The 18,814-nt window shown below is 74.4% G+C and carries 17 protein-coding genes; 10 read left to right on the forward strand and 7 right to left on the reverse strand.

The annotated features are described in order from the left end of the window. Positions 1-56 precede the first annotated feature (56 nt). The 5 genes from ACH45N_RS01885 to ACH45N_RS01905 all read left to right on the forward strand — a co-directional run bounded on the left by ACH45N_RS01885 (position 57) and on the right by ACH45N_RS01905 (position 7,070). On the forward strand, positions 57-1,787 hold the full coding sequence (locus ACH45N_RS01885; protein ID WP_397390611.1) for a PQQ-binding-like beta-propeller repeat protein: 1,731 nt from the start codon (positions 57-59) through the stop codon (positions 1,785-1,787). A 32-nt stretch (positions 1,788-1,819) separates the two neighbouring features. Continuing rightward, entirely contained in the window at positions 1,820-3,520 is a 1,701-nt protein-coding gene (locus ACH45N_RS01890; RefSeq protein ID WP_397390613.1) for a PQQ-binding-like beta-propeller repeat protein, read from the forward strand. A 65-nt stretch (positions 3,521-3,585) separates the two neighbouring features. Continuing rightward, positions 3,586-5,295 (forward strand): PQQ-binding-like beta-propeller repeat protein, encoded by a 1,710-nt coding sequence (locus tag ACH45N_RS01895; RefSeq protein ID WP_397390615.1) that lies wholly within the window; start codon positions 3,586-3,588, stop codon positions 5,293-5,295. 48 nt (positions 5,296-5,343) lie between these two features. After that, entirely contained in the window at positions 5,344-6,129 is a 786-nt protein-coding gene (locus ACH45N_RS01900; protein WP_397390617.1) for a deoxyribonuclease IV, read from the forward strand. Positions 6,130-6,206: 77 nt separating this feature from the next. Continuing rightward, complete coding sequence (locus tag ACH45N_RS01905) at positions 6,207-7,070, forward strand: NAD-dependent epimerase/dehydratase family protein (RefSeq protein WP_397390619.1); 864 nt, start codon at positions 6,207-6,209, stop codon at positions 7,068-7,070. Between the two features lie 12 nt (positions 7,071-7,082). Here the strand turns inward: ACH45N_RS01905 and ACH45N_RS01910 are convergent, their stop codons facing one another. Next, the gene (locus ACH45N_RS01910) at positions 7,083-7,649 is read right to left on the reverse strand and encodes a TetR/AcrR family transcriptional regulator (RefSeq protein WP_397390621.1); all 567 of its coding nucleotides are present in this window, start codon (positions 7,647-7,649) and stop codon (positions 7,083-7,085) included. 165 nt (positions 7,650-7,814) lie between these two features. Here ACH45N_RS01910 and ACH45N_RS01915 point away from each other — a divergent pair, with 165 nt between their 5' ends. Continuing rightward, positions 7,815-8,378, forward strand: a complete 564-nt coding sequence (locus ACH45N_RS01915) for a hypothetical protein (RefSeq protein ID WP_397390623.1) — start codon at positions 7,815-7,817, stop codon at positions 8,376-8,378. Between the two features lies 1 nt (position 8,379). After that, complete coding sequence (locus ACH45N_RS01920; RefSeq protein ID WP_397390625.1) at positions 8,380-9,825, forward strand: dihydrolipoyl dehydrogenase family protein; 1,446 nt, start codon at positions 8,380-8,382, stop codon at positions 9,823-9,825. Here ACH45N_RS01920 and ACH45N_RS01925 read toward each other — a convergent pair. Then, on the reverse strand, positions 9,776-10,750 hold the full coding sequence (locus tag ACH45N_RS01925; RefSeq protein WP_397390627.1) for a DNA/RNA non-specific endonuclease: 975 nt from the start codon (positions 10,748-10,750) through the stop codon (positions 9,776-9,778). The genes ACH45N_RS01920 and ACH45N_RS01925 overlap by 50 nt on opposite strands. A 95-nt stretch (positions 10,751-10,845) precedes the next feature. On the opposite strand from ACH45N_RS01925, the gene ACH45N_RS01930 reads away from it, so the two are divergent. Both ACH45N_RS01930 and ACH45N_RS01935 read left to right on the forward strand, forming a co-directional pair. Continuing rightward, positions 10,846-13,533, forward strand: a complete 2,688-nt coding sequence (locus ACH45N_RS01930; protein ID WP_397390629.1) for a phosphoenolpyruvate carboxylase — start codon at positions 10,846-10,848, stop codon at positions 13,531-13,533. 171 nt (positions 13,534-13,704) lie between these two features. After that, positions 13,705-14,589 carry a sirohydrochlorin chelatase gene (locus ACH45N_RS01935; protein ID WP_397390631.1) on the forward strand — a complete coding sequence of 295 codons (885 nt, stop codon included), beginning with the start codon at positions 13,705-13,707 and terminating at the stop codon, positions 14,587-14,589. Here the strand turns inward: ACH45N_RS01935 and ACH45N_RS01940 are convergent, their stop codons facing one another. Continuing rightward, positions 14,590-15,522, reverse strand: coding sequence for a 5'-3' exonuclease H3TH domain-containing protein (locus tag ACH45N_RS01940; protein ID WP_397390633.1), 933 nt, complete (start codon positions 15,520-15,522; stop codon positions 14,590-14,592). It lies immediately after the preceding gene. A gap of 119 nt (positions 15,523-15,641) precedes the next feature. On the opposite strand from ACH45N_RS01940, the gene ACH45N_RS01945 reads away from it, so the two are divergent. Beyond that, positions 15,642-16,055: a hypothetical protein gene (locus tag ACH45N_RS01945; protein WP_397390635.1), complete on the forward strand. Its 414-nt coding sequence runs from the start codon at positions 15,642-15,644 to the stop codon at positions 16,053-16,055. Here the strand turns inward: ACH45N_RS01945 and ACH45N_RS01950 are convergent. The 4 genes from ACH45N_RS01950 to ACH45N_RS01965 form a co-directional block, all read right to left on the reverse strand. Next, positions 16,045-16,443: a fluoride efflux transporter FluC gene (locus tag ACH45N_RS01950; protein WP_397390637.1), complete on the reverse strand. Its 399-nt coding sequence runs from the start codon at positions 16,441-16,443 to the stop codon at positions 16,045-16,047. The two genes, ACH45N_RS01945 and ACH45N_RS01950, sit on opposite strands and share 11 nt — an antisense overlap. A 5-nt stretch (positions 16,444-16,448) precedes the next feature. Continuing rightward, positions 16,449-16,916, reverse strand: coding sequence for a fluoride efflux transporter FluC (locus ACH45N_RS01955; protein ID WP_397390639.1), 468 nt, complete (start codon positions 16,914-16,916; stop codon positions 16,449-16,451). Between the two features lie 50 nt (positions 16,917-16,966). Further along, positions 16,967-17,428, reverse strand: a complete 462-nt coding sequence (locus ACH45N_RS01960) for a universal stress protein (protein WP_377231197.1) — start codon at positions 17,426-17,428, stop codon at positions 16,967-16,969. 296 nt (positions 17,429-17,724) lie between these two features. Continuing rightward, positions 17,725-18,747 carry a sigma-70 family RNA polymerase sigma factor gene (locus ACH45N_RS01965; RefSeq protein WP_397390641.1) on the reverse strand — a complete coding sequence of 341 codons (1,023 nt, stop codon included), beginning with the start codon at positions 18,745-18,747 and terminating at the stop codon, positions 17,725-17,727. Between the last annotated feature and the right edge of the window lie 67 nt (positions 18,748-18,814).

Genomic DNA, 18,814 nt, shown 5'->3' on the forward strand with positions numbered 1-18,814 from the left:
ACGGGACCTCCCGTGCGGGGCTGATCCGAGGCCTCGCGCGGCGTTACGCTCGCCGCATGGCGCGCGAGCCGGACGAGGGCGCTGCGTACGTCTTCGACCTGGTCGACGACGACGCGGCCGAGCCGGGCGTGCTGCGGGGCGCGGCCCGGGCGGGCGGCACGGACGGCCAGGAGCCGGCCGACGGCCGGCCAGGTGCGGACGGTACCGACCCCGGGGGCGCCGGCGCCTGGGCGGGCGGGCCCGCGCCGTCGGGCGGCCAGGTCGTGACGTGGCGCCGTGCGGCGCCCGTCCTGGCGCTGCTGGCGGTGGCGCTGGGCACGGGCCTGGCGGTCGACGGCGCGCGCGACGCCGCCCGGATGGAGCGGATGCGCGACGTCCCCGGGGGTGTCGCGGACCTGTCCGCGCCCCTCGACGAGACCTGGTCCTGGCAGGGCAAGGTCGACCTCGGCGAGGGCATGACGGACGTGGCGGTGCTCGGCGGCGACCTGGTGTTCGAGTCGGAGGGCGAGCTGGTCGCGCTGGACCCGGCCACGGGCGAGGAGTCCTGGACCGTCGACCTCGGCGGGGGTCCGGAGTGCGGCCCCACGGTGTCGCCGGTGTGGGACGACCCGCGGACGCCGGCGCTCGTGTGCCTCCAGGGGCGCGGCCGCGAGACCGAGGTGGTCGTGGTGCGGCCCGGCGGCGCGACGTCGGCCCCGCGCCTGCTCCCCGCCGCGGACGCCGCCCGGTACGGACAGCCGCACACCGGGCCGGACGGGACGGTGCTGCGCGCGCGGCGCGTCGGGCCCGTGCTGCCTCTCGGCGAGGACGTCCGGTGCGACGAGTCGGGCGACTGTGACGGGCAGATCGTCGACGGGCGCGACCTGGTGCTCCGTGCCGAGGACGCCGTCACGGGCGAGGAGCGCTGGAGCGTGACCGTGCCGTTCCGCTCCACCGAGGCCGCGCAGTGCACCAGCACGTTCAGCGCTGCCTGGGGCAGCTCGGAGAACCGCATCCACCTCCGCGGGCAGTTCGCCACCGAGGCCTTCGGGGCCCGCGTCCGGGCGGACCTGGTGAACGTGGAGGGCTGCGGCGTGCAGGCCGCCGTCACGTCGTCCGGGGTGCTGCTCGGCAGCCGCCTCGAACCGGGCTCGAGCGTCGTGGGGCGGCTCGACTCGGGTGGGTACCTCGGGATGACCTGGGACGACGTGACGCGCACCCTCCTGTACGACGCCGACGGCGCGACCACGGGCGAGGTCCGCGGGTACGTGATCACCCCGAAGTCCACGGACGAGGCCGGCCCGGCCACCCTGCTCGCGATCGACGAGACGGGGCGTCGCCTGTCGGCCCACGAGGCCGACGGGACCGCGCGCTGGGACATCGCGCTGCAGTCCGGCGGGCAGGAGTTCCTCGCCCAGGTGGGCGAGACAGCCGTCATCACCACAGGGGCGGGGACGGTCCGGGGCCTGGACCTGGCGACCGGCGAGGAGCGGTGGACCTGGGACGGTTCGGACCCCGACGTGACGGCCGAGGGCGGCTATTTCGGCACCGCCTACGTGGTCCAGTCGTTCACCGACGGCGAGGTCGTGCTCCTGCTGGCCGAGGGGAACGGCAGCGTGGCGCGGGGCATGGTCGCGCTCGACGCGGGCACGGGCGAGGTGGTCTGGGACGAGGCCGGCGGCGGGCCGGGCACCACGCTCGACCCGCACGACGGCGACGTCGTGCGGCAGGGGGTCACCGGCGACCTGGTCGCGGTGGACGGGCACCTGATGGAGGTCGGGTCGGTCGGCGTCCGCGGTCTCGGGTGAGCCGGAGGCGGCTCCGGCATACCCTCGACCTCATGGCGCGAGAACCGGGCGAGGGCGGTCGGCTCGTCTTCGAGCTGGTCGACGACGCCGCGGGCGCCGCGGCGCCCGGCACCCGGTCCGGCCCCGGCGACCTGCCCCTCCCGGACGACGACGCGGGCGGCGACGGCGCAGGCCCCGGCGACGACGACGCCGGCGGCCCGTGGCCGGGGTACGGCTCATCGAACGGGCGGCTGCGCGTCCTCGTGCCGGTCGCCGCGGTGCTCGCCGTCGTGCTCGGGACGGGCCTGGCGGTCGACGGCGCGCGGGACGGCGCGCGGATCGAGCGGATGCGTGACGTCAGCGGCGGGGTCGCGGACGTGTCCGGACCGCTGGCGGAGACGTGGCGGTGGGAGGGCCTGGTCGGGTCCCGGACGGCGATCGACGAGGGGCGCGGCAACGAGGTGGCCGTGCTCGGCGACGTCCTCGTGTTCGAGTCCGACGGCGAGCTCGTCGCGCTGCGCCCGGCGACAGGCGAGGAGGCGTGGACCCTGCCGCTCGGGGAGGACCCGGACTGCGGCCCGTTCGGGGCCGCGGGCTGGGCCCGGACGACCACGCCGTCCCTGGTGTGCCTGGACGGCTCCGGCGCGGACCGGGCGGCCACGACGGTCGGGCCCGACGGCGTCGTCTCGGCCCGGCGGGCGCTCCCGGCCGCGGACACCGACCGCTTCGGGCTGCCCCGGCCCGGGCCGGACGGCACCGTCCTGCGCGCGCGGCGGGCGGGCCCCGGGTCGGCCGTGGACCTCGGTGACGCGCGGTGCACGGACACGGGCGAGTGCTCCGGCACGGTGGTGGACGGCCAGGGCCTCGTGCTCCGCGCCGAGGACGCCGTCACGGGCGCCGAGCGCTGGAGCACGGTCGTGCCCTTCCGCCCCACCCGCGCCGACCAGTGCAACAACTGGCTCGGCTCGTCCTGGGACGGCGGGGGCAACACCGTCGACCTGGCGCAGATGATCGACCCGCGGGTCTTCGGCGCGCGGATCGGCGCCGACCTCGTGCAGCTCTACGGCTGCGGCATCGAGACGGCCGTCACCCCGGACGGGGTGCCCCTCGGCGCGGAGATCGAGCCGGGGACGGGCGGGGTGAGCAGCCTGGTCTCGGGTGGGTACACCGAGTTCACCTTCGAGGGCATGGTGCGGACCGTCCTGTACGACGGTGACGGCGCCGTCGTCGGCGAGATCGAGGGGCACGCGATGGAGCCGGGGGTGACGGACGGCGCGGGCCCCGGCGTGCTGCTGGCCATGGACCCGGCCGGCTCGCGGCTGCGGGCCTACGAGACCGACGGGACGCCGCGCTGGGACGCCACGACGGGCGCCGGCGGCCAGCTCTTCCTCGCCCAGGTGGCCGGGACGATGCTCGTCATGACCGGGGCCGGGGACGTGCGGGGCCTGGACGCCGCGACCGGCGAGACGCGCTGGGTGTGGGACGGCGCGGACGACGCCGACGGCCGGTACCTCGAGGACCTCTTCGTGTCCCGGACGTTCACCGACGGCGAGTCGGTGCTGCTGCTCACGGAGAGCGGGTCCGGCGGCGCGGGCCTGGTGGCGCTCGACGCGGCGTCGGGCGAGGTCGTCTGGGAGCAGCACGGCGACGCCGCGGTCACCGGTGGCATCTACCAGGGGTTCGACAGGTCGCTCGTCGCCGTGGACGGGCACCTGCTGGAGGTCACGCCGTCGGGCGTCCGCGGCCTGGGCTGACGGGCCCGCCCGGGCGGCCCGCGCTCTGGGTGAGCGGACGGCCCGTGCGGCATACGCTCGGAGGTATGGCTCGTCACGCGGACGACGACGACGCTGTCGTCTTCGACCTGGTGGACGACGAGGGACACCGCGCCACGTCGCCCGCCCCGCCGTCGGCCGAGGGCGGGAGCGAGGGCGAGCGCCCGGGCGAGGCTCCGGACGAGAGCGCGGCCGGGGGCGGCCCCGCGCCCGGCGGACCGCGCCCGGCGGGCGACCCCGCGCGGACCGCCGTCCGGCGGCGGCGCACGCTCGTGGGCGTCGTCGTGGTCGCGGCGGTGCTGGGCACCGGGCTCGTCGTCGACGGCGTGCGCGACGCCGCGCGGGCCGCGCAGATCCGGTCCGTGCGCGGCGGCGTCGTGGACGTGTCCGCGCCGCTCGACGAGGTGTGGGCGTGGACGGGCGCCGTCGGCTCGCGGCGGGCGTTCGTGCAGGGGGAGGGCAACCAGGTCGCCGCCCTCGGCCCCTATCTGGCGTTCGAGACGGGGGACGGCCTCCTGGCCCTGCGCGCGGCCACCGGCGAGGAGGGGTGGACCGTACCGCTCGGCGACGACCCGGACTGCGGGCCGACCGGCTATCTGGGCTGGTCGGAGGTGGCGACCGACGTCCTGGTCTGCCTCCAGGGCTCCGGGGCCGAGCGTGAGGCCTTCACCGTGGGGCCCGACGGCGTGCCGTCCGAGCCGCGCACGCTCGACGCCGGGGACGAGCAGCGGTACGGGTACGCCCGGCCCGGCCCCGAGGGAACCGTGCTGCGCGCCCGGCGGATCGGGCCCGAGCCGGCGGACGGGAGCGGCGCCCAGTGCCCGGACGAGGGGGAGTGCAGCGGGACGGTCGCGGCGGGCCGGGACCTGCTGCTGCGCGCCGAGGACGCCCTGACGGGTGCGGAGCGCTGGAGCGTCGTCATCCCCTTCCGGGCGATGGCGGCCGAGGGCTGCCGCGCCGGACCCCACCTGCCCTGGGACCGGGCGGACGACATCGTGCGGTCCGGCGAGCACCTCGACCCCGAGGGGTTCGGCGCGCGGATCGAGCCGGGACTCGTCCAGGTGTGGGGGTGCGGCTTCCGGGCGGGCGTCACCGCGGACGGCGCCCTCCTGATGATGGAGGGCGTGCCGGGGTTCGCGTCGGTGGCGGGCCTCGACACGGGCGGGTACGTCGCGCAGACGATCGCCCAGCGGTACGACGGCCGGATGGACAGCGCCCTCTACTCCCCGGACGGCGAGGCGGTCCGGAAGGTCGCCGGGACCCTGAACCGCCCGCAGACCACGGACGACCCCGGTGCGGCCACGCTCCTCTCCACGGAGCCGCCCGGGGGCCGGCTGCGCTCGTACGCGGCGGACGGGACGGAGCGCTGGGACGTCGCGGTGCGGGACGGTACCGCCCAGTTCCTCGCCCAGGTGGACCGCACGGTGGTGACCACCACCTGGGCGGGCGGCGTGCGCGGGCTGGACCTCGACTCGGGCGCGGCCCGCTGGACGTGGCGCACGCAGGGCAGCCTGTACGACTGGTCGTACGAGAGCAGCTACGTGTCCCAGGCCTTCACCGACGGGCAGTCGCTGCTGATGCTCCTGGAGAGCGGGAGCGGCGACCAGGGGCTCGTGTCGCTCGACGTGGCCTCGGGCGAGCTGGTCTGGGACGGCACGTCGTCGCACCTGCTCACCCAGAAGCCGGACACGATGCTGCTCGCGGTCGACGGGAACCTGCTCGAGGTCTCGCAGACCGGGGTCCGGCGGCTGGGCTGATCCGCGCTGCCACCGCCGGATGTCGGTGAGCCGTCCTAGGGTGGGCCCATGGTGAGAATCGGCGCGCACGTTGACCTGGCCGACGCGATCGGGGCGGCCAAGGCGCTCGACGCGGACGCGGTGCAGGTGTTCCTCAGCGACCCGCAGGCCTGGAAGGTCCCGGACCTGCCGTACGAGGGCGGGGCGGAGGCGCTCCGGGCCGACGCCGCGGCGGCCGACCTCGACCTCTACGTGCACGCGCCCTACGTGATCAACGTGGCGTCCACCAACAACCGGATCCGGATCCCGAGCCGCAAGCTGCTGCAGCAGATCATGGACGGGGCGTCGGCGATCGGCGCGAAGGGCGTCGTGGTGCACGGCGGGCACGTCAGCGCGAACGACGAGCCGGCCAAGGGCTTCGACAACTGGCGCAAGGCCATCGACGCGCTGGAGACCGATGTCCCGGTGCTCATCGAGAACACCGCGGGCGGCGACTACTCGATGGCTCGCCGGCTGGAGCGCATCGAGCAGCTCTGGGCCGCGGTGACCGCGGCGAACGGCGGGGACGCCGTCGGCTTCACGCTCGACACGTGCCACGCGTGGGCCGGGGGCATCGACCTCGCGACGGCGGCCGACCAGATCCGCGCGATCACGGGCCGCATCGACCTGGTGCACGCCAACGACTCGCGCGACGACGCCGGCTCGGGCGCGGACCGGCACATCAACTTCGGCCGGGGCCTGATCCCCGAGGAGCTGCTGGTGGGCGTGATCGCCGCCGCGGGCGCCCCCGTCATCTGCGAGACCAAGGGCGACATGGCCCCGGACATCGCGTGGCTGCGGGAGCGCCTGGGCTGACCCGTCCCGCCCCTCGCTGGCCGGGCCCGCCCCCTCGCTGGTCGAGCCTGTCGAGACCACCTGGCAAGATCGGACACATGGCGACGACACAGCGGGTAGTGGTCACGGGCGCGAGCGGCAAGCTCGGCCGGTTCGTGGTGGAGCACCTGGTGGACTCCGGGTACGACGTGGTCGCGACCGACCGCGTGGCCCCCGAGGCGGGCAGCCCCGGTGACTTCACGGTCGCGGACCTGACCGACCTGGGCCAGGTCGTCGAGCTCCTGTCCGGCGTGGACGAGGGCCGGGCGGCCGACGCCGTCGTGCACCTGTCCGCGATCCCCGCGCCCGGCCTGGCGACCAATGCCGCGACCTTCCGCAACAACGTGCCCAGCACGTACAACGTGCTGCGGGCCGCCCAGGTGCTGGGCGTCCGGAACGTCGTGACGGCCTCCTCCGAGACGGTGCTCGGCCTGCCGTTCGACGTGCCGCCGCCCTACGTGCCGGTGGACGAGGAGTACGACGTGCTGCCGCAGTCCACCTACTCCCTCGGCAAGTCGCTCGAGGAGGAGATGGCCCGGCACTTCACGCGCTGGGACCCGGAGCTCAAGGTGGCCGCGCTGCGGTTCTCCAACGTGATGCGCCCCGAGGACTACGCCCGCTTCCCGTCCTGGCAGGACGACGCCGCGGCCCGGCGCTGGAACCTGTGGGGCTACATCGACGGGCGCGACGGCGCGCAGGCGGTGCGCCGCGCGCTGGAGGCGGACTTCACGGGGTTCGAGGCGTTCGTGATCGCCAACGACGACACCGTGATGGAGCGGGACTCGGCCGACCTGGTGGCCGAGCAGTTCCCCGACGTCCCGGTGCGCCGTCCGCTGCAGGGGCGCGAGACGCTGCTGAGCATCGACAAGGCCCGCCGGGTGCTGGGCTACGCGCCGCGGCACCGCTGGCAGGACGAGGTCTGACGCCGGCGGCCGTCACGCCCCGGCGGCCGCGCGGGGCGCGCTGCCGACGACTGCCCGGCAGCTCCGGAGGAACGAGGCGCCGACCCGCGACGGGTCGCCGAGGTAGCCCGCGACCATGACGCCGTCGCGGAGCAGCATCAGGTCCTCCGCGACCGCGGCCGGCTCGGCGAGCCCCAGCGGCGCGACGAGCCGCTCGAACGCGCGCACCCACCACCCGCGGTGCTCGTCGACGACCTTGCGGACGGGACTGTCGGGGTCGGGGTACTCGGCCGCGGCGTTGATGAACGGGCACCCGCGGAAGCCGGGGGTGCACGCCGCCGTCCCGGTGTGGTCGGCCATCAGGCTCAACGAGACGTCGACGTCGCCGTCGCCGTGGGCGATGGCCGCGTCCACGCCGGCGCGCTCCTGCGCCGCCCGGTGCTCCAGGTAGGCGACCACGAGGTCGTCCTTGCTCTGGAAGTGCCGGTAGAACGTCACCTTCGTGGTGCCGGCGCGCTCGATCACCTTGTCCACGCTCACGGCACGCAGGCCGTGCGCGTAGAAGAGCTCGTTCGCCGCCTCGATCAGGCGGTCTGACATTGATCCGCGCACGGTCGCGATCATACGTGGCCCCTCTCGCCGTTCCCCTTGCGCTCGACGCCCGGGGATGTGTATTGTCTCGACAGGTAGAGTTACTAGTTAGTCTACCTAGACAATTGGCCGGACGGATCGATTCCCGCCCGGCCGCTACCGAGGGGAACTCATATGTCCACCACCGTGGAATCAGCGTCGGCCGTTGCCACGGCCCGCGCGCTGCGGAAGCTGTACTTCGTCCGGTTCGGCTTCGCGATCGTCTGGGCGGCCCTGCTGTTCGTCGTCGGAGGCAGCCTGGGCCCGGTCGCGATCGGGCTGCTGGTGCTCTACCCGCTGTTCGACGTCGCAGCCGCCGTGACCGACCTCCGGTCCTCCAAGGCCGCGCGCCCCACGGTGGGCCTGTACTTCAACATGGCGCTGAGCCTGGCCACGGCCATCGGCCTGGGCGTCGCGGTCACCTCCGGCATCCCGGCCGTGCTGCGCGTCTGGGGCGTCTGGGCGATCACCGCCGGCCTGGTGCAGCTCATCGTCGCGATCCGGCGCTACCGGCTCGGCGGCCAGTGGGCCATGATCCTCAGCGGCGGCATCTCGGTGTTCGCCGGCACGGGCTTCTTCATGATGGCCGGCGGCCCGAACGCGGCGCTGACGTCGCTGGCCGGGTACGCCACGCTCGGCGGAATCTTCTTCCTGGTCTCGGCGTTGCGCCTGGGCCGCGTCATCAAGAAGGAGAGCTGACATGACCGAGAACACCTACGACGTCGTCGTCATCGGTGCCGGACCCGTCGGCGAGAACGTCGCCGACCGGGTGGTCCAGGGCGGCCTGACCGCCGCGATCGTGGAGCGCGAGCTCGTGGGCGGGGAGTGCTCCTACTGGGCCTGCATGCCCACCAAGGCTCTCCTGCGCGACGCCGCCGCGCTGCGCGCCGCGCGCAGCCTGCCCGGCGCCCGAGCCGCCGTCACCGGCGAGCTCGACGTGGCCGCCGTCCTGGCCCGCCGCGACGCGTTCGCGGCGCACTGGCACGACGACGGCCAGGTCGACTGGCTGCAGAGCGCCGGGATCTCGCTGTTCCGCGGGGCCGGCCGGATCAGCGCCACCCGCACCGTGGAGGTGACGGACGCCGACGGCGGCACGACCGTGCTCACGGCGCGGCACGCGGTGGTGGTCGCGACCGGTACCAGCGCCGTCGTCCCGCCGATCCCCGGCCTGGCCGACGTCGCGCCGTGGACCAGCCGCGAGGCCGCGTCCGCCCAGACCGTCCCCGGGCGGCTCGCGGTCATCGGCGGTGGCGTCGTGGGGACCGAGATGGCCACCGCGTTCGCCGCCCTCGGCGCGCAGGTCACGATGATCGCCCGCGACGGGCTGCTGCCCGGCGTGGAGTCGTTCGCGAGCGAGCTCGTGGCCGAGTCGCTCAAGGCGGAGGGTGTGGCGCTGCACCTGCGCACCCAGCCGGTGGACGTCCGGCGTGACGAGCAGGGCACGGTGCACGTCGCGCTCGCGGACGGCACGAACCTCACCGCCGACGAGGTACTGGTCGCGACCGGTCGTCGTCCTGCCACGGACTCGATCGGCCTGGAGAACGTCGGCCTCACCCCCGGGGACTGGCTGGCGGTCGACGACGGCCTGCGGGTGCTCGGCGCCGACGGCGTGCCGGTCGGCGACGGCTGGCTCTACGCCGCCGGCGACGTCAACCGCCGCGCGCTGCTGACCCACCAGGGCAAGTACCAGGCCCGGGCCGTGGGCGACGCCATCGCCGCCCGCGCCAACGGCACGCCGGTCGACGTCGGCCCCTGGGGCCGGCACGCCGCCACGGCCGACGAGCGTGCCGTCCCCCAGGTGATCTTCACCGACCCGGAGATCGCGAGCGTCGGGCACACCGCCGCCTCCGCCGAGGCCGCGGGGCTGCGCGTGCGCTCCGTCGAGTACGACCTGGGCGCCGTCGCCGGTGCCTCGCTGCACGCCGACGGGTACACGGGCCGGGCAGCCATGGTCGTCGACGAGGACCGCAAGGTGCTCGTCGGGTTCACCGCCGTGGGCCCCGACGTGGCCGAGCTGCTCCACGCGGCGACGATCGCGGTCGCCGCCGAGGTGCCGATCGACCGGCTGTGGCATGCCGTGCCCGCCTACCCCACCGTCAGCGAGGTGTGGCTCCGGCTCCTCGAGACCTACGGGCGGTCGGCGTAGGCGGGACGCTGCCGGGCAGGGCGATCTGGTCGGGGGTCCGGATCTCCGACCACGCCCGGGCCCGCGGGAGCCGGTGGATCGTGATGTCCGTGGGCCGCTCGCCCGCCGGCTCCGCGGGCGGCACCGCGAGCACGTCCGCGCCGGCCAGGGGGCCGAGGTCCAGTCGCGTCAGCGCCGCGACGTCGCGCACCGGCACCTGGTAGGTGCGGAACGGGCCGAGCGGCGGGACCTCGTCCCTGGCCAGGGCCTGGGCGGTGATCTCGTACAGCCGGGCGTCGTCGAGCTGCGGCGTCTGGTCCAGCACGAACGCCGTCGACCGCAGCGCGCCGGGTGCGGCGGCGGGGCCGGCGCCGGCGGGGCCGGGCAGGCCGGGCGCGCCGGCCGGGTCCACCCAGGCGACGACCTTCCAGAACAGGCGCGGGAGGCGTACCCCGCGGTACGGCGGGTCGTCGGCGGCGAAGACGGGACCGGTGTGGACCGCCAGGCGGTGGTCGTGGGCCGCGGCATACCGCAGCACGTGGTCCTCCAGCCCGTTCCAGAGCTCCTTGGACTGGTTGAACCTGTTCACCTGGGGCGCCGCGTTGGTGTAGGTGAACGTGTCGTGGTTGGCCCGCGCGGCCGTCTCGGCGTCACCCCAGACGGGGTCGAGACGGCGCACCAGGTGCCCGCGGTCCAGCGGGTTGCCCGCATAGAGCTCGCTGCCGGCCTGCTCGCCGCTCGGCACGCGCGAGTCCAGGCGCCAGCGGCCCGAGCGGCGCAGCGCCTGGAGCGTGGCGCCGTCGATCGTGCAGGCCGTGGCCGCGGCGAGCCGGCGGACCGGGTCGAGCAGCACCGAGAAGTGGGTGTAGTCGAGCACCCGCAGCTCGACCGGGGAGACGGGGAGCGGGACGCCGAAACCGAGGAACTGCGCGTCGTATCCGGTCACAGGCCGACAGCCAACCAGAGTGAGCCAGGTCATGACCAGACCAACAATCGGACGCGGTGGACGCCGGAAGGCAATCTCGTCCTAGGCTCTAGCCCGTGAGTGAATCAACTCAGACCGTCCGCGGCAACGCCCGGCACGAGGTACCTGACCCGCTGCGCGAGGACGTGCGCCTGCTCGGCGGCCTTCTCGGCAGGATTCTCCGCGAGGACGGGGGGCAGGACCTGCTGGACGACGTCGAACGTCTCCGCGAGCTGACCATCCGCGCCTACGGTGACCCGTCGCCGCACGCGCTGGACGAGGCCGCCGAGGTCGTGGCGTCCTTCTCCGTGGAGCGCGCCGAGCAGGTCGCCCGCGCGTTCACCTGCTACTTCCACCTCGCGAACCTCGCCGAGGAGTACCACCGGGTGCGCGTGCTGCGTGCTCGCGAGGCCGAGACGACGACCGGCCCGGCCGTCCTCGAGGACACGATCCCCGCGGCGTTCGCTCGGCTCACCGAGGAGGTGGGCCGGGACGAGGCGCTGCGCCGGCTGGGCGAGCTGGAGTTCCGGCCGGTGCTCACCGCCCACCCGACCGAGGCCCGCCGTCGGGCCATCAGCGGGACCATCCGCCGCATCTCGGACCTCCTGGCCGAGCGGGACATGCGCCGGCTCGGCGGCGTGACCCTCGCGGAGAACGAGCGGCGCATCCTCGCCGAGATCGACACCATGTGGCGCACCGCGCCCGTGCGGACCAGCAAGCCGTCCGTGATCGACGAGGTCAAGACGGTCATGGGTGTGTTCGACGCCGTGCTCGTGGACGTGTTCGGCGACGTGTACCGGCGGCTCGACGACTGGCTCCTGGCCGAGGACGCCGGCCGCGTGGCCCCCGTGGCCAAGCCGTTCGTGAAGCTCGGGACCTGGATCGGCGGCGACCGCGACGGCAACCCGAACGTCACCGCCGAGGTGACGCGGCAGGCCGCGGGCCTGGCCGCCGAGCACGCCCTCGCGGCGCTCGAGAGCCTCGCGGTCGAGACCGGGCGCAAGCTGACGCTCGACGCCGAGGGCACCACGCCGTCGTCCGACCTGAACGCGCTCTGGCGGCGCATCCGGCTCATCTCCGAGGAGGTGGCCCGGCGCTCCGAGGAGGCGTCGCCGAACGAGCCGCACCGTGCGGTCATGCTGGCGATCGCGGAGCGCATCGCCGCGACCCGCACCCGCGACGCCGACCTCGCGTACGCGAACGCGGAGCAGCTCGAGGCGGACCTGCTCGTGGTGCAGGACTCGCTGGTGGCGACCGGCGCGGCGCGTGCCGCGTACGGCGACCTGCAGCGGCTGGTCTGGCAGGTGCAGACCTTCGGGTTCCACCTGGCGGAGCTCGAGGTGCGGCAGCACTCGCAGGTGCACGCCGCGGCCCTCGCCGAGATCCGCGAGCTCGGGGTCGACGGCGCGCTCGGCGACCGCACCCGCGAGGTGCTGGACACGTACCGCGCCCTCGGCGCCATCCAGAGCCGGTTCGGCGAGCGGGCCGCGCGGCGCTACATCGTCTCGTTCACGCAGGCGCCGGAGCATCTCGCCGCCGTGTACGAGCTGGCGTCGTACGCCTTCGCGGACGACCCGGACGGCGCGCCCGTGATCGACGCCATCCCGCTGTTCGAGACCTTCGCCGACCTGCAGAACTCGGTGCCGATCCTGGACTCGATGCTGACGCTGCCCGCGGTGCAGAAGCGCCTGGCCGAGAACGGCCGCCGCGTCGAGGTCATGCTCGGCTACTCGGACTCGTCCAAGGACGTCGGCCCCGTGGCGGCGACGCTCGCGCTGCACGACGCGCAGTCCCGCATCGCGGAGTGGGCCCGGTCCAACGACCTGAAGCTCACCCTGTTCCACGGTCGTGGCGGTGCGCTCGGCCGCGGCGGCGGCCCCGCCAACCGCGCCGTGCTCGCGCAGCCGCCGCACTCGGTGGACGGCCGGTTCAAGCTGACCGAGCAGGGCGAGGTCATCCTGGCCCGCTACGGCGACCCGGTCATCGCGTCCCGGCACATCGAGCAGGTCGCCGCGGCGACGCTGCTCGCCTCCGCGCCGTCCGTCGAGGCGGTCAACGAGAGCGCGACGGCCAAGTTCGCCGAGCTCGCCGAGTCGCTCGACGCGACCTCCCGCGCCCGGTTCCACGAGCTCGTGAAGGCCGACGGGTTCCCGCAGTGGTTCGCGCAGGTCACACCGCTGGAGGAGGTCGGGCTGCTGCCCATCGGCTCGCGCCCCGCCAAGCGCGGCCTCTCGGTCAACTCGCTCGACGACCTGCGGGCCATCCCCTGGGTCTTCTCCTGGTCGCAGGCCCGCATCAACCTCGCCGGCTGGTTCGGCCTGGGCACGGCGCTGGCCACGGCCGGCGACGTCGAGCTGCTGCGCGCGGCGCGTGCCGAGTGGCCGTTGTTCGCCACGATGCTCGACAACGTCGAGATGTCGCTCGCCAAGACCGACGAGCGGATCGCCGCGCAGTACCTGGCGCTGGGCTCGCGCGACGACCTCGCCGAGATGGTGCTCGACGAGCTGCGCCTCACCCGGGAGTGGGTGCTGAAGATCAGCGGCAACGAGTGGCCGCTCGCGTCCAAGCGGGTGCTCGGCCGCGCCGTCCAGCTCCGGTCGCCGTACGTCGACGCCCTCTCGCTGCTGCAGGTCCGCGCGCTGCGCGGGCTGCGCACCGGGGCGGACGGCGGCTCGGCGGTCGACGGCGACTACAAGGGCCGGCTGCAGCACCTGCTGCTGCTCACGGTCAACGGTGTCTCGGCGGGCCTGCAGAACACGGGGTGAGTCGGGCCGGGTAGGTGGCTGGGCGGCTGGCGGCTGGCGGCTGGTTGGCTGGGCGGCTGGTGGCTCGACTTCGGTCAGTTGCTTCGAGATCGGTCGGTTGATTGACCGGTCTCAGTGCAACCGACCGAAGTCGGCACTGCTTGTGATGTGTGAGGACCAGAGGGAGAGAGCATGAGCGCGACCCTGATCGGCACGTCCCACGGGACGGACGACCCGGCGGGTCAGGCGGCCGTGCGCGCGCTGCTCGACGGCGTCCGCGTCGCGCGGCCCGGGCTCGACGTCCGCGAGGCGTTCGTGGACGTGCAGCAGCCGGAGGTCGGGGATGTTCTCGCCGCGGCGGTGCGTGCCGCGGCAACAGCCGGCGGCGCGTCGGGCGCCGACGGGGCGGGCGCCGACGAGACGGGTGCCGGCGCACCGGCTCCTGGCGAGTCGGTTGCCGGCCGTACCGGCGCAGCTGACGGCGTCCACGAGGGCTCGGTCGGCCCCGACGTCGTCGTCGTCCCGCTGCTGCTGTCCACCGGGTACCACGTGCGGCACGACATCGCGCAGGCCGTCGCCGCCGTGAACGCGGCCGGCGCGGGGACGGCGGTCGCCGCCGACCCGCTCGGCCCGCACCCGTTGCTGGTCGACATCCTGGCCGACCGGTACGCCGCCGCCGAGGCGGCGCACGGCCCGTTCCGGCCGGACGACGTGGTGGTCCTCGCCGCCGCCGGCTCCTCGGTGGCGGCCGCGGCGACGGCGGTCGAGGAGGTCACGAGCGCGCTGGCCCAGCGCCTGGGCCGCCCGGTGACGCCGTCGTACGGCGCGGGTGCCGAGCCGCGCGTCCCGGACGCGGTGGCCGCGGCGCGTGCCGCCGGCCTACCGGGGGCGACGGCCCCCGCGCGCGTGATCGTCGTGTCCTATCTGCTCGCCCCCGGCTACTTCCTGGACCGGGTGCTGGAGGCGGGCGCCGACGTCGTGACCGACCCGGTCGCCGGCCCGGCCGGGGCCGAGAAGCCCGACCCGCGTCTGGTCCAGGTGGTGCTGGACCGCTACGACGCGGCGGTCAGCGCCTGATCACGCCCAGCCGAAGGCCGTGCGGACGCGGTCGACGCTGGAGCGCAGGCCCCACTGCGCGGTGAGTGCCTCCAGGGCCTCCGGGTCAGCGGGCGCCTTCGGTACCGCCGGGTCGAACACGGGCAGGGGAGCATCCCGCGCCACCTGCACCACGACGGGCGCGACCTTGAGGTACTCGTCGGCCTCCAGCAGACGACGGCGCTGCGTGGTGGTGAGCCCCTTGTCTCCGGCGTCCCGCGCCGCGAGGATCCCCGCGAGCGTGCCGTACTGGGCGAGCAGCTTGGCCGCGGTCTTCTCGCCGACCCCCGGCACACCCGGCAGACCGTCGCTCGGGTCGCCCCGGAGCGTCGCCATGTCGGCGTAGGCCTGTCCCGAGGCGACGCCGTACCTGGCGGCCAGCCGCTCCTCGTCCACCACGTCGGGGTCCCGGATGCCGCGCGCGGGGTAGAGCACGCGCACCCCGGCGGCGTCGTCGACGAGCTGGAAGAGGTCGCGGTCGCCCGTGACGATGTCCACCGGCCCGGCGCCCTGCTCGACCGCCCGGGCGGTCAGCGTGCCGATGACGTCGTCGGCCTCGTAGCCGGGCACACCCACGCGCGCGACGCCGAGCGCCGCCAGCACGTCCTTGATGACCGGCACCTGTGCGAGCAGCGCCTCGGGCACCTCCTCGACCCCCGTGGTGCCGGGCACCTCCTGCGCGACGCGGTGCGCCTTGTAGCTCGGGATCGCCTCGACGCGGAACGCGGGCCGCCAGTCGTCGTCCCAGCACGCGACCATGCGGTCGGGACCGTGCGTCGTGGCGAGCCACGCGATGGTGTCCAGCAGGCCGCGGACGGCGTTCACGGGCACGCCGCTGGGCGCCCGCAGGGAGTCGGGCACGCCGAAGAACGCGCGGAAGTACAGCGAGGCGGAGTCGAGGAGCATGAGGCTCATGCAGCGAAGCCTGCCACGCCCCACTGACAAGCGGGCTGTCGAGCGAGAATGCCGGACGAATGCGATTTAGATGCCCGTCAAAGGTCGGTTCTGGCGCGGTGTGCCCGTAGTGTCCGACCATGGCGAGCAAAGAGCAGCAGGTGACCGAGGTCATCGAGGGCCTCGGCCTCGGGATGGCGGCGGTCGGCGCGACGCGGGTGACCTCCACGAAGGCGGACCTCGAGCGCGCCCTGAGCCACGCGTGGTCGGGCTGGGGCAACAGCGGGGACTACCCGTTGATCGAGCGGGTGCAGAAGCCGGAGAACGAGCTTCGGGCGGGGATCAACGGATCGGCCCGGCGGACGAACGCCGCGGTCGTCTGGCGGGAGAGCGGCGACTCGTACGTCGTCGACATCGCGCTGGTGAACCGGACGCCGGTGGAGGCGGCGCGCTTCGTCGGGCGGCGGCCGCTCGAGGAGTGGGTGCTGCTGGCGGAGCTCTTCCTCAGCGAGCTCAACCCCGGCGACGTACCGATGAGCGACCTCACGGTGTGAACAGGTCGCCCACCGCCACGCCCGCGGTCGCCGCGAGCACCGTCACCAGCAGCGTGCCCAGGGTGTTCGTCAGCGCGAGCCGGAGCCGGCCGGACCGGGCCAGGCGCACGGACTCCATCGTGGCCGTGGAGAAGGTGGTGTACCCGCCGCACAGGCCCGTGACCAGGGAGAACTGCACCAGCTGGGCGACGTCGCCGGACACCCCGTACCAGGTGAGCGTGTGGGACAGCGTCGAGAAGACGCCGATCAGGAACGAGCCGGTCACGTTCACCACGAACGTCCCCCACGGGAAGCCGCCGCTGTGCCGGGCTCGGACCTCGCCGTCCACCACGAACCGGGCGGCGGCGCCGAGGCCGCCGCCGACGGCCACGAGGAGCAGGGCGAGCACCGCCGTCACCTGCCCTTCCGGCGTCGGTCGGTGCGTGCCGCCAGCGCGATCCCGCCGAGGCAGGCCGCCGTGCCGCCCGCAAGGGTGAGCGTCACGTACAGGAGCGCGAGCCAGGGCATCCCGTGGCCGACCAGCATCTGGACCTCCAGGGCGAGCGCGGAGTAGGTGGTGAACCCGCCCAGCACGCCCGTTCCGATCCCGAGGCGGATCTTGCGGCGCCGGACCGTCTCGCGGCCGCGGCGGGCGAGCGCCTCCAGGAGGTAGCCCAGGGCGAACGCACCGACGACGTTCACGACCAGGGTCCCGATCGGGAACCAGATGATCGTGTAGCCTGCGACCGGGAACGCGTAGGTCAGGGGCGTCAGCAGGACCCCGGACCACATGCTGACGAGATACCGCGCGACCGAACCGCCCGCGCCACCGAGCGCGACCAGGCCGACGTACCGCCAGTCGCGGTGCGGTGCTCGTGTCACGCGGTGTGTTCCCTCGTGGAGGCTCGACAGGTCTGGGACGAACCTACCGCTCACGGGGCCGACATCGTCTCGGGGAGCACCAGGACGGGGCGCGACTGGTTGTGGATGAGCCGCCCCGCCACGGTGCCGCTCACGAGGCTGGTGGTCCAGCCGCGCAGGCCCGAGCGGTGGGCGCCGACGACGATCATCGCCGCCCCCACCTCGTCGGCCACCCGGCCCAGCTCGGCCGCCGGGTCGCCGGCGCCGCGCCGGGCGCACCAGGGGAGGCCGACGTCGGCCATCGCCCGGTTCAGCCCGGCCAGGACGTCGGCCCCGTACGCGTCGGAGGGCACGGCGATGTCCGGATCCACCGACACGGTGAATCCCCGGGAGTTCGAGACGGCTGTCTCGTCGACCCACACGCACACGAGCTCGATCAGGCTTCCACCCAGCGACTGGACGAGCGACGCTGCCCGCCGAGCCAGGTCCGGGTGCTTGTGGTCCACGCCGACCACCACGGATCGCACAGTCACCTTCGTGAGGGTATTGCCAAACCCCCAGGCTCCACCATCTGTCGACTGAGCCTGCGGTTCCGCTCCGGGCGAGTGCCTCGTTCCTCGGCCCTCACCCTGCGCTCCACCTCCGGCTCAGTGCTCCACCATCTGTCGACTGAGCCTGTGGTTCCGCTCCGGGCGAGTGCCTCGTTCCTCGGCCCTCACCCTGCGCTCCACCTCCGGCTCAGTGCTCCACCATCTGTCGACTGAGCCTGCGGTTCCGCTCCGGGCGAGTGCCTCGTTCCTCGGCCCTCACCCTGCGCTCCACCTCCGGCTCAGTCGAGGTGGTCCGGCAGGCCGAACCGGGGGAACCACTTCTCCGTGTCGATGAAGGTGGTGATGCCGGTGATGTGCTTGCCGTCGTTCTCCAGCACCACGATCCCCCACGGGTAGTGGCCACCCTTCGGGTCCGCCCGGTATTGCGCGAACCCCGGGGTGCCGTTGACGTGGATCGGCATGCAGCGCGAGCCCTCGCACCCGTTGCCGGGCCCGGTCATCCACGCCTGGATGTTCTCGATGCCCTCCAGCCACATCGCGTACGGCGGCATGTTCATCACCGCGTCCTCGCGCAGCAGGTTGGCCAGCGCGGTCATGTCGTAGCGCTCGAACGCCGCGACGTACCGCTCCAGGAGCTCGGTCTCGTCGGCCGACGCCGGCTCCTGCGCCTGCGAGGTGCCGGACCGGTCGGGGGCCTTCTCGGCGAGCGTGGCCCGCGCCCGCTGGAGCGCGCTGTTCACCGACGCCACCGAGGTGTCGAGCAGCGTCGCCACCTCGGCGGCGGGCCAGCGCAGCACCTCCCGCAGGATCAGCACGGCGCGCTGCTTGGCCGGCAGGTGCTGCAGCGCCGCGACGAACGCGAGCCGCACCGACTCCCGCGCGACGGCCGTGTCCGCGGGGTCGCTCGCGCCGGGGAGCACGTGCTCGGTCGGGACCGGCTCCACCCACGCGTACTCGGGCAGCACCATCGTCAGGCTCTCCTCGACCGGGTCGGCCGCGGCGCCGAGGCCCATCGGGCGCTCCCGCTTGGCGCGGCTCGAACCGAGCTGGTCGAAGCAGACGTTGGTGGCGATCCGGTACAGCCACGTGCGGAGCGAGGAACGGCCCTCGAACCGGTCGTACGAGCGCCACGCGCGCAGCAGGGTCTCCTGCACGGCGTCGTCGGCGTCGAAGGTGCCGCCCAGCAGGCGGTAGCAGTATCCGGTCAGCTCGCGGCGGTACACCTCGAGCTGGGCGGAGAGCTCGGCCCCGGCCAGGTCCTCACCGGTGCTCTGCGTGGGTCGTGACGCTGTCTGTGCCATAGCTCACACCGTACGCGGAGCCACTGACACGCTCTCGTGGATTCGACCGTGGCCGAAGCCCTGGGCC

Source organism: Promicromonospora sp. NPDC019610, assembly GCF_044389365.1.
Lineage (GTDB): Bacteria > Actinomycetota > Actinomycetes > Actinomycetales > Cellulomonadaceae > Promicromonospora.

Bases quoted from the DNA above. Each gene is read 5' to 3' on its own strand.
- ACH45N_RS01915 (WP_397390623.1), top strand. From the start codon at position 7,815: ATGTCCACCACCGTGGAATCAGCGTCGGCCGTTGCCACGGCCCGCGCG.
- ACH45N_RS01945 (WP_397390635.1), top strand. From the start codon at position 15,642: ATGGCGAGCAAAGAGCAGCAGGTGACCGAGGTCATCGAGGGCCTCGGC.
- ACH45N_RS01885 (WP_397390611.1), top strand. From the start codon at position 57: ATGGCGCGCGAGCCGGACGAGGGCGCTGCGTACGTCTTCGACCTGGTC.
- ACH45N_RS01935 (WP_397390631.1), top strand. From the start codon at position 13,705: ATGAGCGCGACCCTGATCGGCACGTCCCACGGGACGGACGACCCGGCG.
- ACH45N_RS01900 (WP_397390617.1), top strand. From the start codon at position 5,344: ATGGTGAGAATCGGCGCGCACGTTGACCTGGCCGACGCGATCGGGGCG.
- ACH45N_RS01940 (WP_397390633.1), bottom strand. From the start codon at position 15,522: ATGAGCCTCATGCTCCTCGACTCCGCCTCGCTGTACTTCCGCGCGTTC.
- ACH45N_RS01895 (WP_397390615.1), top strand. From the start codon at position 3,586: ATGGCTCGTCACGCGGACGACGACGACGCTGTCGTCTTCGACCTGGTG.
- ACH45N_RS01910 (WP_397390621.1), bottom strand. From the start codon at position 7,649: ATGTCAGACCGCCTGATCGAGGCGGCGAACGAGCTCTTCTACGCGCAC.
- ACH45N_RS01965 (WP_397390641.1), bottom strand. From the start codon at position 18,747: ATGGCACAGACAGCGTCACGACCCACGCAGAGCACCGGTGAGGACCTG.
- ACH45N_RS01890 (WP_397390613.1), top strand. From the start codon at position 1,820: ATGGCGCGAGAACCGGGCGAGGGCGGTCGGCTCGTCTTCGAGCTGGTC.
- ACH45N_RS01905 (WP_397390619.1), top strand. From the start codon at position 6,207: ATGGCGACGACACAGCGGGTAGTGGTCACGGGCGCGAGCGGCAAGCTC.
- ACH45N_RS01920 (WP_397390625.1), top strand. From the start codon at position 8,380: ATGACCGAGAACACCTACGACGTCGTCGTCATCGGTGCCGGACCCGTC.